The 16,259-nt window shown below is 70.0% G+C and carries 15 protein-coding genes; 5 read left to right on the top strand and 10 right to left on the bottom strand.

The window, feature by feature from the left end:
* The first annotated feature begins 44 nt into the window (after positions 1-44).
* Both IEW07_RS04370 and IEW07_RS04365 read left to right on the top strand, forming a co-directional pair.
* Positions 45-869 carry an alpha/beta fold hydrolase gene (locus IEW07_RS04370; RefSeq protein ID WP_188534648.1) on the top strand — a complete coding sequence of 275 codons (825 nt, stop codon included), beginning with the start codon at positions 45-47 and terminating at the stop codon, positions 867-869.
* A complete protein-coding gene (locus IEW07_RS04365) occupies positions 866-2,497 on the top strand; it encodes a long-chain fatty acid--CoA ligase (RefSeq protein WP_229741561.1) in 1,632 nt (543 codons plus the stop codon). Before IEW07_RS04370 ends, IEW07_RS04365 begins: the two co-directional genes overlap by 4 nt.
* 83 nt (positions 2,498-2,580) lie before the next feature.
* Here the strand turns inward: IEW07_RS04365 and IEW07_RS04360 are convergent, their stop codons facing one another.
* The 10 genes from IEW07_RS04360 to IEW07_RS04315 form a co-directional block, all read right to left on the bottom strand.
* Positions 2,581-3,660, bottom strand: a complete 1,080-nt coding sequence (locus IEW07_RS04360; RefSeq protein ID WP_188534645.1) for a hypothetical protein — start codon at positions 3,658-3,660, stop codon at positions 2,581-2,583.
* Between the two features lie 198 nt (positions 3,661-3,858).
* Positions 3,859-4,173 carry a hypothetical protein gene (locus IEW07_RS04355; RefSeq protein ID WP_188534643.1) on the bottom strand — a complete coding sequence of 105 codons (315 nt, stop codon included), beginning with the start codon at positions 4,171-4,173 and terminating at the stop codon, positions 3,859-3,861.
* A gap of 159 nt (positions 4,174-4,332) precedes the next feature.
* Positions 4,333-4,710 carry a helix-turn-helix domain-containing protein gene (locus IEW07_RS04350; RefSeq protein ID WP_188534641.1) on the bottom strand — a complete coding sequence of 126 codons (378 nt, stop codon included), beginning with the start codon at positions 4,708-4,710 and terminating at the stop codon, positions 4,333-4,335.
* A 105-nt stretch (positions 4,711-4,815) separates the two neighbouring features.
* The gene (locus IEW07_RS04345) at positions 4,816-5,118 is read right to left on the bottom strand and encodes a hypothetical protein (RefSeq protein WP_188534639.1); all 303 of its coding nucleotides are present in this window, start codon (positions 5,116-5,118) and stop codon (positions 4,816-4,818) included.
* A gap of 144 nt (positions 5,119-5,262) precedes the next feature.
* A complete protein-coding gene (gene paaZ, locus IEW07_RS04340) occupies positions 5,263-7,302 on the bottom strand; it encodes a phenylacetic acid degradation bifunctional protein PaaZ (protein WP_188534637.1) in 2,040 nt (679 codons plus the stop codon).
* 83 nt (positions 7,303-7,385) lie between these two features.
* Positions 7,386-8,747 (bottom strand): wax ester/triacylglycerol synthase family O-acyltransferase, encoded by a 1,362-nt coding sequence (locus tag IEW07_RS04335; RefSeq protein ID WP_188534635.1) that lies wholly within the window; start codon positions 8,745-8,747, stop codon positions 7,386-7,388.
* A gap of 7 nt (positions 8,748-8,754) precedes the next feature.
* A complete protein-coding gene (locus IEW07_RS04330) occupies positions 8,755-10,434 on the bottom strand; it encodes a PHA/PHB synthase family protein (protein WP_188534633.1) in 1,680 nt (559 codons plus the stop codon).
* A 30-nt stretch (positions 10,435-10,464) separates the two neighbouring features.
* The gene (locus tag IEW07_RS04325; protein WP_188534631.1) at positions 10,465-11,319 is read right to left on the bottom strand and encodes an alpha/beta fold hydrolase; all 855 of its coding nucleotides are present in this window, start codon (positions 11,317-11,319) and stop codon (positions 10,465-10,467) included.
* Between the two features lie 66 nt (positions 11,320-11,385).
* Positions 11,386-12,471, bottom strand: coding sequence for a Zn-dependent alcohol dehydrogenase (locus IEW07_RS04320; protein ID WP_188534629.1), 1,086 nt, complete (start codon positions 12,469-12,471; stop codon positions 11,386-11,388).
* Between the two features lie 59 nt (positions 12,472-12,530).
* The gene (locus IEW07_RS04315) at positions 12,531-12,863 is read right to left on the bottom strand and encodes an EthD family reductase (protein ID WP_188534627.1); all 333 of its coding nucleotides are present in this window, start codon (positions 12,861-12,863) and stop codon (positions 12,531-12,533) included.
* A gap of 616 nt (positions 12,864-13,479) precedes the next feature.
* Here IEW07_RS04315 and paaK point away from each other — a divergent pair.
* The 3 genes from paaK to IEW07_RS04300 are packed head-to-tail and all read left to right on the top strand — an operon-like array spanning position 13,480 to position 16,081.
* Complete coding sequence (gene paaK, locus IEW07_RS04310) at positions 13,480-14,787, top strand: phenylacetate--CoA ligase PaaK (protein WP_188534625.1); 1,308 nt, start codon at positions 13,480-13,482, stop codon at positions 14,785-14,787.
* The gene (gene paaI, locus IEW07_RS04305; protein ID WP_229741560.1) at positions 14,787-15,266 is read left to right on the top strand and encodes a hydroxyphenylacetyl-CoA thioesterase PaaI; all 480 of its coding nucleotides are present in this window, start codon (positions 14,787-14,789) and stop codon (positions 15,264-15,266) included. Before paaK ends, paaI begins: the two co-directional genes overlap by 1 nt.
* On the top strand, positions 15,263-16,081 hold the full coding sequence (locus IEW07_RS04300) for a 3-oxoacyl-ACP reductase family protein (RefSeq protein WP_188534623.1): 819 nt from the start codon (positions 15,263-15,265) through the stop codon (positions 16,079-16,081). Before paaI ends, IEW07_RS04300 begins: the two co-directional genes overlap by 4 nt.
* Positions 16,082-16,259 lie beyond the last annotated feature (178 nt).

Raw genomic sequence — 16,259 nt, 5'->3', positions numbered from 1 at the left:
GAGACCGCCGAGTCGTCCGAGCCCATCCTCTAGGAGAGTGACCCTTGCCGTATCTCCAGCGTTCCGGTGCCAAGATCTGGTGCGACACCGAGGGGGAAGGCAGCCCCCTCCTGCTCATCCAGGGCCTCGGCTACCCCTCCGACGCCTCGTGGCGGATCCTTCCGGCGCTGGCCGCCCAGCACACCGTCATCCTCCTCGACAACCGGGGAACAGGGCGTAGCGACGTCCCCGAGCGGCCGTGGATCATCGCCGACATGGCACGCGACGCCGCGGTCGCCATCGAGGCCGCCGGGATGGGCCCGGCGCACGTGGCGGGCTTCTCGATGGGCGGTCTCATCGCCCAGGAGCTCGCGCTGACCCGGCCCGACCTCGTCCGCTCGCTCACCCTCGGCTGCACCTCCCCGGGCGGCAAGGACGCGGTCCCGATGCGCCAGAAGGTCGCCCAGCAGTTCGTGGACTGGGGCAACCTGTCCGCGGAGAAGGCCGCGTGGCAGGCGGCGAAGGTCTGCTACGCCGAGACCACGCCGCACGAGGAGATCCAGGCGGACATCGCGGTGCGCATGCAGGTGCCGACGAGCCGGCGTGGTTACGCCGGGCAGATGGCGGCGATCGGGAAGTACCACGGTGCCGCGAACCGGCTGTGGATGTGGCGCCGGCCGGTCCTCGTCGTGCACGGCTCGCTCGACCTCATCGTGCCCGTCGAGAACGTGCAGGTCCTCACCCAGCGCCTGTCGCACGTCGAGGTGCGCGTCGTCCACGGCGCGGGCCACATCCTCATGACCGACGCCACCGACGAGCTCGTCGAGACGATGCTCGCCCACACCGCCCGGGTCGACTCCGGCACCGTCGACGCGAAGGTGGCCCTTTGATCGCCTCGACGATGCAGGACGACTTCCCGCTGACGGTGCCGATGATCCTGCGCCACGCGGAGGCGCTGCACGGGGAGGCGCGTGTCGCGCTGGTGGAGGACGGCCGGACACGGCACGTCACGGTCGCCGAGGTGGCCGATCGGGTCCACCGGCTGACCGGCGCGCTCCGGGCCTGGGGGGTGCGCCCGGGGGAATGCGTCGGCACGTTCGCCTGGAACACCCTGGCGCACCTGGAGGCCTACTTCGCCGTTCCCGCCGCCGGGGCGGTGCTGCACACGATCAACCTGCGGCTCTTCCCCGAGCAGATCACCTTCATCGTCCGTGAGGCGGCCGACCGGCTGCTCCTCGTCGACGCCTCGATGCTGGACGTCATCGTCGATGTCCTGCCGGAGTGCCCGTCCGTCGAGCTGATCGTCGTGTGCGGCGACGTCGGGCCGGTCGACCTCGGGGCGCTGCCGGTGGCGGCGACGTCGTACGAGGACTTCCTCGCCTCGGGAGAGCCGGTGGTCGGGGAGGTCGCCGACGAGCGGGCGCCGGCCGCCATGTGCTACACCTCCGGGACGACGTCGCAGCCCAAGGGCGTCGTCTACAGCCACCGCTCGGTCTACCTCCACGCCGCGGCCAACCTCTTCGCCGGGGGCTTCGGGATCAGCGACTCCGACACGGTCCTCCAGATCGTGCCGATGTTCCACGCGAACGGCTGGGGGTTCCCCTACGCCGCGATGCTCGCCGGCGCCGGGCTGGTGCTGCCCGGGCGCGACCTCACGCCGCCGTCGCTGGTGCGGCTCATCGAGTCCGAGCGGCCGACGGTCTCCGGCGGCGTGCCCACCGTGTGGCGCGGGGTCTACGACCACGCCCGGGAGGCCGGAGCCGACCTCACCTCCCTGCGCGTCATCTCGTGCGCGGGCTCTGCGGTGCCGGAGTCGCTGCTGCGCGACTGGGTGGGCCTCGGGGTGCAGATGTACCAGGCGTGGGGGATGACGGAGACCTCGCCGCTGGCCGCCATCGCCCGTCCCCCTGCGGACGCACGGGGCCGCGACGAGTGGTACTGGCGCACCCGCACCGGCCGGCCGGTGCCGGGGGTCGAGGTGCGAGCGGTCGGCGAGGACGGCGCCGTGCTGCCCCGCGACGGGCGCTCGGTCGGGGAGCTCGAGGTGCGCGGGCCCTGGGTCACCGGCAGCTACCACGGCGGGCGGGGCGCGGAGCACTTCGACGACGGATGGCTGCGCACCGGCGACGTGGGCACGGTCGACGCCGCGGGGGCCATGAAGATCACCGACAGGTCCAAGGACCTCATCAAGTCCGGCGGCGAGTGGATCTCCTCCACCCAGATCGAGGACCGGCTGAGCGAGCTGCCCGAGGTCGTCGAGGCGGCGTGCATCGGGGTGCCCGACGAGAAGTGGAGCGAGCGCCCCCTCGCCCTGGTCACGGTGCGCCCCGGCGCCAGGCTCACCCTGGCCGACGTGCACTCCCACCTCGGCGCCTCGATGGCGCGGTGGCAGGTGCCCGACCGGGTGCTCGCGGTGCCCTCGATCGTGCGGACCGGCGTCGGCAAGATCGACAAGGTGGAGCTGCGGCGGCAGTACGCCGAGGGCCGGCTGGGCGGCGTGGACCTCCCGGCCCCCTGACCCCTGCCGCACGAACCCCGAAGCCCCCGGCCAGCAGGAGCTGACCGGGGGCTTCGGGGTTCGTGCCGGTGGAGAGCAGGCGATCAGTTCGAGGTCGTCGGGCTCGTGGTGCCCGGACCCTTCTTGACGGAGGCCTGCTTGCCCCGGGCGGCGCTCGTCCGCGGGGCGGACGCCGAACCGGCGGAGCCCGAGGTGCTGGACTCCTTGGCGGACGCCTGCTCGGCCTGCTCGACCGCCTTGGCGGCGACCTCCTCGACCTGCGTCGGCGCGGTGGCCGTCTTGGCCGAGGCCGCCCTGGCAGCAGCAGCCCTGGCGGCGGTGGCCTTGGCCTTGGTCGCCTGCTCGGCGGCAGCCTTGTCCTGGGCAGCCTTCTCAGCAGCGGCCTTGTCGGCTGCGGCCTTGACCTGGGCAGCCTTCTCAGCGGCAGCCTTCTCAGCGGCGGCCTTGTCGGCGGCAGCCTTGACCTGGGCAGCCTTCTCAGCGGCAGCCTTGTCGGCGGCAGCCTTGACCTGGGCAGCCTTGACCTGGGCAGCCTTCTCAGCGGCGGCCTTCTCAGCAACGGCCTTGTCAGCGGCAGCCTTGACCTGGGCGGTCTCCTCCGCGCTGGCCTGCTCCGCGGCCTGGGCCGGGGCCGGGGCGTGGGCAGCGGCCCCGGTCGTCGCCGCGGTGCCGGCACGCGCCATCGTCTTCACCATGGCGGCCGTGGTCTCGGCGGCGATCTTCGCGGCGTTCACCATCGACTCGACGACGGCCGTCGAGTCGGGGAAGGCCGGCAGGTCCGGCGTCTTCGCCGGGTCGAAGACCGACATGTCGATCCTGGGCATCCCGAAGGGTGACAGGCCGGGCAGGCCGGGGAAGCCTGCGAACGGCATCGCGGGCCGGGGGGCAGAAGCGGCGAGCTCGACGGCCTTGTGGGCGAAGTCGCGGTTCGCCTCGAGCAGCTGCTCGGCGAAGGCGAACGACGACTCGACAGCGGCGCGGCGCTCCTCCTGGGCGTCCTCCGTCACGCCGAACAGCCCGGCGTAGTGGGGGCCGTCCGGGCTCAGGGAGGAGACCTGCTGGGTCCACTGGCGGACCGCCTCCACCACGGTGATCTGCATGGTCCGCACCTGCTGGAGCGTCTGCTCCTGCAGGGTGGCGACGGTGTCCTGGGGTGTGTTCATGGAAAACCTCGTTCTCTCCCACTCTGCAGTGGGGGCGTCCTGGCTGTGCGGCAGCGGTGCCGCACCTGGGCCATCCGATGTGCCGTGCGTCCACCGTTGCGTGGAGCACGCCCACGGCACGTTGCTCAATATATCTTGCGGGTGATCACTATTTCCATCACCTGCACGTCATGAACCGTGCGGGAAGAACCGGGTCGGTCAGACCTGGTTCGGCACGTAGGGGGTGAGGGGGGCGATGAAGGAGGAGCGGAAGACTTCCTTCACGAACTCGTGCTGCAGACTCAGGACCGCGATCGCGAACTGATAGAGGTCGTCGATGATCTTCTCGGGGTCGCCGAGGAGGTCCTGCACGGCGGTCGGCATCTCGTGGTAGAGATTCAGGTCCGGGATGAGCGGGGCGATCGACTTCATCCAGGCGGCGTACGCCTCCATCGTGCCCTGCTGCCAGCTGGTCAGGACGGTGAGCATCTGATCGGTGGAACTGCGGACCAAGTCCTCGAAGGTGAGCACCATGGCTGTGACTCCTGTTTCTGTCGGGAAGAAGGGCCGACCGATCGCCGAGGGGGGCCTGCCGGCGTCGTCGCCGAGCCGATAAAGTGACCGACCGTTCAGTCATTGACGATACGCGTCACTGTCCACTGGGACAACCAGATCCGGACAATGCGTCGCAGGTCAGGCGTGCGCGCTGACGTAGGTGCGGTAGACCGCGAGGAGCGCCTTCTTCTCCTCGGTCGTGAGCACGGTGTCCGCCGCGATGGCGGCCTCGACGGAGAGCACGGAGTCCTCGGCGCCCTGGGTCTCCTCCGCCTTCTGGAGCATCTCCTCGAGCGAGAGGTGCAGGGCGTCACCGATCTGCAACAGGACCCGCACGGTCGGGTCGTGCATCCCCCGCTCGATCTGCGAGAGGTACGCGTTGGAGATCCGCGTCACCTGGGACAGCTGCCGCAGCGACATGTTGGCGAGCTCGCGCTGGTGACGGATGAACGCCCCCATCGCCTGTCGTTGCTGCTCCCAGGGATGGGGTGATGCGGGTGCTTCGGGGTCGCTCATGGGCTCATTCTCTTCTTCACGGCACCGCGCCGTGCACGATGCCGGGAGCCGCACCCCGATCTCGGGATGCGGCTCCGGGCGGAAAAGGGCTGGGAAGGCCGAGAACTACTTCTTGGGGGTCGAGGCCTCGAGCAGCTGGTGCACGAACTGCTTGTTGAGCTCGAGCAGCTGGGAGGCGAAGTCGTAGACGGAGTCCACGATCTGCTCCGGCTCGCCGAAGGCGCTGCGGACCTCCTCGGGGACCTCGGGAGTGGCAGGCATGCCGGCGGAGAACTGGGTCATGCCCTCGTTCCAGCGCTTGATGGCCTCGAGAGTGGCGGCCTGACCGTTGCGGATCGCCTCGAGAGCCTGAGCCTGCATGGCCTGGACGGCTTCCTGGGGGGTGCCGGGAACGTTGGGAATGCTCATGGTGGATCTCCTTCGAGTGGGGTGGTGCCGCGTTACATGTTCAGTATATTGAACTGCTGTTCAGTATGTCAACCATCAGATCGGCCGATCTGCGCAGGGTGCGCGGTTCCCGGGACGGGTCCGCCGACCCGCCCCGGGAGGGACTCAGGCGTTCTTCGAGGCGTTGATGGTCAGCAGGTCGTAGGTCGCCACGATCTCGTCGCGCTGGTTGGTGACCTCGACGTTCCACGTGACCTCGCCCCACCCGGTGCCGGCGCGCATGCTCTTGTGCTTGGCCGTCAGCCGCAGCTTGATCTCGTCGCCGAAGTAGACGGGCTGGACGAACCGGAGGTTCTCCAGGCCGAAGTTCGCCAGGACCGGCCCCGGCTCGGGGTCCACGAACAGTCCCGCCGCGGCCGCGAGGATGAAGTACCCGTGCGCGACCCGTCCCTCGAAGATCGGGCTCGCCGCCGCGGCCTCCTCGTTGACGTGGGCGTAGAAGGTGTCACCGGTGAACTCCGCGAAGTGCTGGACGTCCTCCTCGGTCATCGTCCGGCGGCCGGTGTGCAGGGTGTCGCCCAGGCGCAGGTCCTCGAGGTAGAGCCGGAAGGGGTGGACTCCGGGGTCGAGCTGGTCCGCCCCGGGGTTCCACCGATCGGTGAGCGCGACGTTCATGTTCGCCGACGAGGCAACGCTCGTCGCCTGCATGAGGTGGAGCACGCCCCGCTTGCCGCCGAGCTCCTCACCGCCGCCGGCCCGGCCCGGGCCGCCGTGGATGAGCTGCGGCAGCACGGCGCCGTGCGGCGTCGCGCCCCGGGCGATCTCCCGGTTCAGCACCAGCACCCGGCCGTGCCACGGCGCGATCGAACGGACGACGTCGCGGATGAAGCCGCCGTCGTTGCTGACCACCGACGCCACGAGGCTGCCCTCGCCCAGGGCCGCGAGCTCGGCGGCCTCCTGCGGGCTGTCGAACGGGATGACCGTGGCGACGGGCCCGAAGGCCTCGACACCGTGCACCGCCGGGTGCCGCCGATCGGTGGCCACCAGGAGCGTGGGGGCGAAGAAGCCGTTCTCCTCGGCCGCGCCCTCGGGCGCGGCCGGCGCATCCGGCCCCCCGACCACGATCCGCGCTCCCCCGCTCAGCTCCCGCACGGCCGCCGCGACGTCGGCACGCTGCGTGGCGCTGACCAGCGGCCCCATGTGCACGCCCTCGGTGCGGGGGTCGCCCACGACGACCTTGCCGAGCCGGGCGGTGAGCTCCTCCACGACGGCGTCGACGTGCTGGGAGGGCACCAGGACCCGCCGGATCGCCGTGCACTTCTGCCCGCTCCTTGAGGTCATCTCGCGCACGATGCTCTTGGCGAAGAGCGCGAACTCGTCGGTGCCCCGGCCGGCGTCCGTGCCCAGGATCGTCGCGTTGACCGAGTCGGCCTCGGCGTTGAGCACGGCGCCGCGCTCGGCCACCGCAGGGTGGGTGCGCAGCGTCGCAGCCGTCCGCGCCGAACCGGTCACCGCGATGTGGTCACCGACCCCCAGGCCGTCGAGCAGGCCCCGGGGGTGGCCGGCAATGAACTGGACCGTGCCCTCGGGCAGGATCCCCGACTCGACGATGCGCCGGAACACCGCCTCCGCGAGGTGGGACGTCTGCGACGCCGGCTTGATGATGGACGGCATCCCGGCCAGGAAGCTCGTCGCGAGCTTCTCGAGCATGCCCCACATGGGGAAGTTGAAGGCGTTGATGTGCAGGGCGACACCGGGCCGCGAGGTGTAGATGATCTGGCCCACGAAGTTCGGATTGCCGATGAGCGGCTGGGCCTCGTCCTCCACCAGGACGTTGTCGGCCGGGAACTCCTTGAGGCCGATCCTGGCGTACGCCGCGAGCACCTGGGTGCCGCCGTCGACGTCGATGCGCGCGTCGGCGACCGTCACGCCCGAGCGGGTGTATCCGCCCACGAGCTCGTCGGCCTGCGCGGCGAGGTGCTTCGCGAGCTTCTTGAGCAGGAGCGCCCGCTCGTGGAAGGTCATCGCCCGCAGCGCGGGCCCGCCCTCGGTGCGCGCCGTGGTGACCGCGGCGTCGACGTCGACGTCCTCGGCGTTCACCAGCGCGATGACCTCCCCGTTCGTCGGGTCCGTCACCCTCAGTCCGTTCTCTCCCGTGGGGGTGTGCCACTGTCCTGCCACATAGCTGCTGACCCTGTGTGTCATGTCCGTCCAATCCGCCCGTGGGCAGTCAGGCCGGTCCGCGCCCGTTCGTGCCGCGCGGACCGGTGCTTCTGTCAGGTGGTGCGTCAGGCGGCCGCGCGGGCCGCGGCGAGCAGGTCGTCGAAGCCTTCCTGGATCGCGTCCAGGAGGGGGGTGACCGTCGGGAAGGTGCCCTCGTCGGTCACCACGTTGATCGTCGCCATGCCGTCGTAGGACATCACGGAGATCGCGATGCGCAGCGGCGCCCACAGCGCGATGCACGCCCCGAGCCGGTGCATCTTGCGGCCCAGGAGGTAGAGCGGGGTCTGCGGCCCCGGGACGTTGGTGATGACCGTGTTGACGAAGGTCGGCGCGCTCGCCGCCATCCGGGTGCCGAGCATGAGGATCATGGGACTCATCAGGCTCGACCCGGGGTTGATGGCGTCGGCCGGCATGGCGTCCTTCAGGGACTTGAAGGCGCCCGTCTGCTCGTGGATGCGCGCGAGGCGGTCGACCGCGGGCATGTCCCCGAGGGGGATCTCCACGACCATCGCGCCGATCTCGTTGCCGCCCACGACGTCCCGGTTGCTGTTGAGCGACACGGGCACCATGGTGCGCATCGTGCGGCCCTGCACCTCGGCGTCGACGTTCTCGTGCAGCGCCTTGCCGTAGCCGTAGCCGCACGCGGCGAGGACCACGTCGTTGATGGTGCCGCCCAGCCCTGCCCGGATCTCCTTGAGCGTCGACAGGGGCACGGAGCCCATCCCGTAGTGCCGCCCGGTCCCGATCGGCCCGTTCATCACCACCGGGTTGACCGGGATCCCCGACTGCATGAAGGGGCTCGGGTCGAACGTCTCGGGCACGGTGGGCCACTGGACGTTGCCTTGCACCAGGTCGTTCCACGCCTTGACGGAGTCGCTCCAGGCGTCCTGCGCGTGGCGCTGGAGCAGGACGTGGTCGGGCACGTCCGGCTTGGGCACCCAGTTGTCGAGCACGGGCGGTTCGCCCTCGGGATCGGGGCTGAGGAGCAGCCGGACGATCTCGGTGGAGTTCACGCCGTCCACCATCGCGTGGTGCATCCGCACGACGAGCAGCCAGCGGTCGTCGGGCAGGCCGGGGACGAGGTGCACCTGCCACAGCGGGATGGTCATGTCCATGGGGACCGACATGATGCGCGAGACCGCCTGGCCGACCGGGTCCTCGGCCGCCTGGGCGGGACGGACCTTGACGTGCCGGTCGATGTCGAAGGAGACGTCGTCGACCCACACCGGCAGACCCACGGCGAAGGGCAGGTGGCGGATCTTCTGGCGGAAGCGCGGCACGAGGGCGATGCGGTCGGCGATGGCCTGCATGATCTCCACGCGGGTCGGCGCGGGCCCGTCGAAGATGAGGACCATGCTGACGTCGTTGTGGCTCAGTCCGTCCTCGCTGTAGACGAACGAGGCGTCCATGACGGTCAAACGATCCACAGTGTGCTCACTCTCCATGGACGTAGCGGCCCGGTGCGGGCACGATCGGCTGGTACTTGCTGTTCCCCGGCTCCGCGGGGGCCTCCCGGGTGCCGTCGCTGCGCTCGAGGACCCAGTCCACCCAGTGCTCCCACCAGGAGTCGTCGGTGCGCTGGGCGGCGGCGTGCCACGCCTCGGCCTCGACGTCGACCTTCGGGCCGCTCCAGAAGGCCGCCCGGCGCTTGCCCATCGGATAGATGATGGACTGGACGTGCCCGGTGGGGGTCAGGACGAAGGTCGCGTCCCCGCCGATCGCCCGGGCGCCGGCGTAGCAGCCCTTCCACGGCGAGATGTGGTCGGTGAGCCCGGCGACGTGGTACGTGTCGACGTCGACCGCCCCCAGGTCGAGCGGCGTCCCCAGCACGGTCATCCCACCGGGCCGGATCAGGCTGTTGTCCAGGGACATCCGGGTCATGTCGTAGGCGAACTGCGCCGGCATGCCCTGCCCGTCCGAGTTCCAGTACATGATGTCGAAGACCGGCGGCTTCTTGCCGAGGAGCCACTCGTCGACGAGGTAGCGCCAGACGAGGTCGTTGGGCCGCATCCACGCGAAGGTCTTGGCGATGTCGTCGGCGCTGATGACCTCCTTCTTCTCGGCGCGCTCGCGGACCTTCTCCAGGCCACGGTCCGACGCGGTCGCGCCGATGCCGCCGGGCTCCCCGAAGTCGGCTACCGTGACGCCCATCGTCCCGGTGCGGATCCGCCGCTCGCCGATCGCCGCCTGGTGGGCGAGGAGCATCGTGAGGAGCATGCCACCGGAGCAGTCGCCGAACATGTGGAGGTCGTCGCTGCCGGTCACCTCGAGGACGACGTCGACGGCCTCCCGGCACGCCGTGAGGTAGGACTCGACGCCCCAGTCCCCGTTGTCCTCCCGGGGGTCGCGCCAGACGATGGTCCACATGTCCACGCCGCGGCCCACGGCGTACTCGATCATGCTCCGGCCCGGCGCGAGGTCCCAGAAGTAGTACTTGTTGACCGGCGGCGGAAGCAGCAGCATCGGCACCGATCCCACCTGGGCCTCGGTCGGGGTGTAGTGGATGAGCTCGAACATCTCGGTGCGGTGCACGACCCAGCCGGGGGTGACGGCGAGGTTGCGGCCCACCTCGAACGCGCTCTTGTCGACCTGGGCGGGGTAGCCGCGGTTCGTGGTCAGGTCCCGGACGAAGTTCATCAGGCCGCTGACCAGGGACATCCCGCCCGTCGAGACGGCGAGCCTGAGCGCCTCCGGATTGCCGGGCAGCGTGTTGGTGGGGGCGAGGGCGGTCGTGATCGCCGACATGGCCATCCGTGCCCGCTCCCGCGTGCGCCAGTCGACGTCGCCCTCCTCGACGAGGGCCATCATCTCCTTCTCCCAGACCGAGTACACCGCCGCGATGCGCCGGTAGAACTGGTTCTCGCCGAACGTCGCGTCGGCGAACCGGAGGTCCTTGGCCGGCAGCTCGGCGGGCTGGAGCCCCAGCGCGATGAGCGGGATCTGCTGCGCCAGGGACGCGCTGACCCGGAACAGGCCGGCGGGGGTCAGCGTGCGCGCGAGCGACTCCATCAGGAGGAGGGGGTCGAGAGTGGACAGCAGCTCTCCGCCGAGCGCGGCGTCGGCCGCGGCCTCGAGGGCCTGCTCCTCGTCGGGCAGTTCGGTCTCGGTGCTCATGTGGACGGTTCTCCTAGATAGTGCGCCTGCTCAGGCAACGGCGACGTCGGTGTCGTTCACCCGGGCGAGGAAGTCGAGGATGCGGGGGGCCGCGTGGTCGGGCAGGTCGAACAGGAAGAGGTGCCCGCCCTCCTCGACCACGTGCAGCTCGGCGCGGGGAATGATCGAGGCGATGAGGCGGCTGTTGGCCACCGGCGCCATCGGGTCCTCCTCCCCGCAGAGGACCAGGGTCGGCTTGTTGATCAGCGGCAGCCACGGGAGCGACGACCACCCGGCGAAGGCCGCGATCTGGGCGCTGACGCCGACCAGGGTCGTGCGGTGCGCGTCCCAGCCCGACAGCTCGTCCTCGAACAGGCGCGGGTACCGGCCGCAGCGGCCGCGGTAGATGATCGGCGCCGCCATCTCGCGCACCAGCGGGATGAAGTAGCGCATCGGGTTGGCCGCCGTCATGATGGTGAGGGGGTCTGCGGGGATGCCGCCGACCCCGGGGGCGGTGCCGGCCAGGATGAGCGAGTTGACGTAGCGGGGGTGGTCCTTGGCCAGCTGCTGCGCGATCGTGCCGCCGAAGGAGAACCCGAGGACGTCCGCCCGCTTGACCCCGAGGGCGTCGAGCACCGCGGTGTAGAACTCGGCGAGCTCGGCCATCGTGAGGAGATGGTTCGGCGGGCTCGACAGCCCGGTGCCCGGGTGGTCGACGGCGATGATGTCCCGCCCCTGGAAGCGTCGGGTCAGCGGTTCCCAGGCCTCGAGGCAGGCGCCCAGCCCGTTGATGAGCAGCAGCGGCATGCCAGGGTTCTCCTGGCGCCGGATGCGGACCTTGAGGTTCATGATCCGCACGAAGGTGTCCTCCATCGTGGAATAGCGGATCCGTTTGATGATCGCCATGGGTGACTCCTGCGCTCTAGTGGGATGGTGTGCCTGGTGGCCCTGTCGGCCGGGAACCGCCGGCCGTCAGTCGAAGACGATGACGCTGCGGGCGACGGAGCCGCGCTCCATCTCGGCGAACGCCTCGTTGACCTGCTCCAGGGGGAGCCGGGCGGAGACGAGCTCGTCGAGCTTGAGCCGGCCCTGGGTGTAGAGCTCCGCGTAGCGGGGCATGTCGGTGCGGAACTGGTTCGAGCCCATGAGCGAGCCGACCAGCTTCTTCTCGTACATGAAGTCGACGCCGGGCAGCTCGATCGAGGTGCCGAGGGGGATCATGCCGACGACGACGGCCGTGCCGCCGGGGCGGAGCATCGCGAAGGCCTGCTCGGTCGTCGGCTTCAGGCCGATCGCCTCGAAGGCGTAGTCGACGCCGTCGCCGGTGATGTCCTTCACGGCCTGCACCGCGTCGGCGTCGGAGGCGTCGATGACGTGGGTCGCGCCGAAGCCCTTGGCCATCTCGAGCTTGTCCGTGAGCCGGTCGACCGCGATGATCTTGGCGGCGCCCGAGAGGGCGGCGCCCTGGATGACGTTGAGGCCCACGCCGCCGCAGCCGATGACGGCGACGGTCGAACCGGCCTCGACCTTGGCGGTACGGATCACCGCTCCCAGACCGGTCGTGACGGCGCAGCCGAGCAGGGCCGCACGGTCGAGCGGGAGGTCGGTGCCGACCTTGGCGACGGCGTTCTCGTGCACCAGCATGCGCTCGGCGAAGGCCGAGACGTCGAGGAACTGGTTGATGTCCTCGCCCCCGCGCTTGAGCCGCTGCGGCTTCCCACGGCCCCGGCGGGTGGCCCGCTTGGAGCACAGGACCAGCTGGCCGGAGAGGCAGTACTCGCAGACCCCGCAGAAGACGCTGAGGCAGGTGACGACGTGGTCGCCGGGCTTGACGTAGGTGACGTCGGAGCCGACCTCGAGGACGACGCCGGAGGCCTCGTGCCCGACGACGGTTGGGGTGCGGGTGCGGTACTTCCCCTGCATGTAGTGCAGGTCGCTGTGGCACACGCCGGCGGCTGCGGTCTTGATGAGCACCTCGCGGGGGCCGACGGCGTCGTGCTCGACGTCGTCGACGATGACCAGTTCACCGGGTGCGGATTCGAGTAAAGCTGCCTTCACGGGGAGACACTCCTTTGGGTCGGCCCGGCGGGCGCCGGGGCGGTGGTTCGGGTAGTTCGTCAGCGCCCCAGGTCGAGGACCTCGGGCTCGTCGAGGGTGAACATGGTCGCCAGCTCGAGGCCTCCGATCTCGGCCAGGTTCCGGCCCGACGCGGCCCACTGCTCGCTCCGCATGCCGTCGCGCATCGCGGTTGCATCGGCGAAGGTGAGGACCGCCACCAGCATCGGCGCCGGGGATCCTGCCACCGTCCTGGTCACACGGGAGATCTCCACGCGGGTCAGGCCGGGGGTGCGGGCCACCAGGGGGAGATGGTTGCTGCGGTAGTCCGCCTCGAAGCGGGCGGCGGCGTCGGCGCTCGCCGGCATGCGGTAGGTCACGACGAATCGGGTCACCAGGTGCTGCCTCCCTCCGTCGTCATCGACGACGCCGTGGCGGTGCGCCGGACAGCGGACTCCCTCCGGCCGCCCGTGACGAGGGCCACGGTGGGAGGGAATTGCTGACCGACCGTTCGATCAGAACTATACAGCCGGCCCCCGAGGAGCAGAGGGGGCAGGGGTCACATTCGAGTGAGTTGGGGAGGGGGATTGACAGACGGCGCCCCCGGTGCATTGCCGCAGTCCGGCACCGCAACGGAGGGGTCCCTGGGGGCTCTGCGTCCGTTCAGAGGGACGCGATACCGGACGCGGACGCGGACGGGGCGACTCGTCGCGGGGCGTCGACAGCATTACGCCGTGTGAGATTGCGTGACGTGGAGGTTTTGGACTTCCGAACGGTCGGTCAGTTAGCGTCCGTCACAGATGAGGCCGGGAGTGCTCTGCGCAGTCCGACCATTTCCTCGTCCATGCCGTCGTGCCCGGCATTCTCGGGCCTCGTACGTCCCGCCGTGCTGAGCGGCGGAGCATCTTCCCCGCAGGAACAGGACGCGGGCCCCGCAGCCCGCTCCGAATCCGATCATCCGCTCACTGATTATCCGCTCACTGACAATGTCGTCCCGAAAGGATACCACCCATGCAGGACCTCTCTCCCCGGACCATCGATCTCGAGCCCATCGAGCGCGCGTCCCGCGACGAGATCGAAGAAGTCCAGCTCGAGCGGATGAAGTGGTCGCTGAACCACGCCTACAAGCACGTTCCGCTCTACCGGCAGCGCTTCGACGAGGCCGGTGTCCACCCTGGTGACATCACGGAGCTCAAGGACCTCGCCCGGTTCCCGTTCACCGTGAAGGACGACCTGCGCAAGACCTACCCGTTCGGGATGTTCGCGGTCCCCCTCCCCGAGGTCAAGCGGATCCACGGCTCGAGCGGCACGACGGGCAAGCCGATCGTCGTGGGCTACACCCAGAACGACCTCAACATGTGGGCCGACATGGTCGCCCGCTCCCTCCGTGCGGCCGGCGTCCGCAAGGGGATGATGGTCCACAACGCCTACGGCTACGGCCTGTTCACCGGCGGCCTCGGCCTCCACGCGGGCGCCGAGCGCCTCGGGTGCACCGTGGTGCCGATGTCCGGGGGCCAGACCGAGCGCCAGATCCAGCTCATCCAGGACTTCAAGCCCGACGTCATCGTCGTCACGCCCTCCTACATGATGACCCTCCTCGACGAGATGGAGCGGCTCAACATCGACCCCCGCTCCACCTCGCTCAAGGTCGGCATCTTCGGCGCGGAGCCGTGGACCGAAGAGATGCGCCGCGAGATGGAGCAGAAGCTCGACATCCACGCGATCGACATCTACGGCCTCTCCGAGGTCGTCGGCCCGGGCGTCGCGTGCGAGACCGTCGAGACCAAGGACGGCCTCCACGTGTGGGAGGACCACTTCTACCCGGAGATCATCGACCCGGTCACCGGCGAGGTGCTCCCCGACGGCGAGGAGGGCGAGCTCGTCTTCACCTCCCTCACCAAGGAGGCCTTCCCGATCATCCGGTACCGGACCCGGGACCTCACCCGGCTGCTGCCCGGCACGGCCCGCTCCTTCCGCCGCATCGAGAAGATCACCGGTCGCAACGACGACATGATCATCCTGCGCGGGGTCAACCTGTTCCCGAGCCAGATCGAGGAGATCATCCTCGGGATCCCGGGTCTCACCGCGCAGTACCAGCTGAAGCTCAAGAAGAACGGCCGCATGGACAGCCTCGACGTCCTCGTCGAGTGCCGCGAGGTCGCCCAGGGCGAGCAGGACCGCCACACCCTGGCCAAGCAGGTCAAGGGACGGATCAAGGACGTCATCGGCGTCAGCGTCCACACCGAGGTGCTGCTGCCCCTGAGCCTGCCGCGCTCCGAGGGCAAGGCCAAGCGGCTCGTCGACCTGCGGAACGGCTGATGAGCGACAGCATGACGCCCGGCGCGGCGCAGGACCGGGCCCCGGTCATGACGATGCCCCGCACCGACCCGCAGATCGACTTCACCGCGGCGGAGCGGATGATCCGTGACGACGTCGCCTCGGCGGCCCTCGGCATGGAGGTGACCGAGCTCCGTCTCGGCGCCGCCACCGTGACGATGCGGGTGACCGACCAGATGCTGCAGGGGCACGCGACGTGCCACGGCGGGTACATCTTCACGGTGGCCGACACCGCGTTCGCGTGCGCCTGCAACTCCCACGGCCCGGTGACCGTCGCCGCATCGGTGCAGATCCACTACATCGCGCCCGCGCACGCCGGCGACCTCCTCACGGCCACCGCGCGGGAGACGAGCCGGTGGGGCCGCAACGGGCTCTACGACGTCGAGGTCCACAACGACAGGGGCATACTGATCGCACAGTTCCGTGGTACCTCCCGCACAATCGAACGGAGAGATTCATGAACGCGATCAGCAAGGGCGACCGCCTCGGCACGAGCAGGCTCGACGGCCGCGTCGCCCTGGTCACCGGCGGCACCCGGGGCATCGGCGCGGCGATCTGCCGGAGCTTCGCGTCCCAGGGCGCCGTCGTGGCGGCGGGCTACAGCGGCAACGACGAGGCGGCGCAGGAGTTCCTCGGCGAGCTCCGCGAGACGTACCCCGACGGCACCTTCTCGGTGCACAAGGGCAACGTCGGTCAGCCGGAGGACTGCCGGCGGGTCGTCGCCGAGGTGCTGGAGCAGCACGGGCGGCTGGACATCCTCGTCAACAACGCGGGCATCACCCTCGACAAGACCTTCCTCAAGATGACCGACGACGAGTGGCACAAGGTCATCGACGTCAACCTCTCCGGCGCCTTCTTCATGTCCCAGGCGGCGCTGCGGCACATGCTCGAGCGCGGCACCGGCCGGGTCGTCAACGTCTCGTCGATCGTCGGCGAGATCGGCAACATCGGCCAGACCAACTACGCCGCGTCCAAGGCCGGCCTGTTCGGGATGAGCAAGAGCCTGGCGCGCGAGGTGTCCTTCCTCCTCAAGCGCAGCGGCAAGCTCGACGCCGGCGTCGGGCTCACGATCAACACCGTGAGCCCCGGCGTCGTCGACACCGAGATGGTCCAGGCCATCCCGGAGGCCATCCGCAACAACCTCTACGACCAGATCCCCGCCCACCGCTTCGCGGACCCGGAGGAGATCGCCCGGGCCGTCCACTTCCTCGCCGCCGACGAGTCGTCGTTCATCACCGGCCAGGTCCTGAGCGTCAACGGCGGCATGGACATGTGAGCCCCGCCGGAGCGGCACCCCGCACCAGCTGCGGTGCCGCTCCGGCACTCCACCACACATCGAGCACGACAAGCCCCCGGCACCCGGGAGGAGGCGACTCCACCGGGTGGAGGTCACGCATGCCCGCTTCCGGGCGTGCGGGCTTCCCCGCCCCGGGGCCGGAACGGGGACGGAGCAC

Source organism: Kocuria dechangensis (assembly GCF_014636775.1).
GTDB lineage: Bacteria > Actinomycetota > Actinomycetes > Actinomycetales > Micrococcaceae > Kocuria > Kocuria dechangensis.
This window is presented reverse-complemented; position numbering and strand designations above follow the sequence as displayed.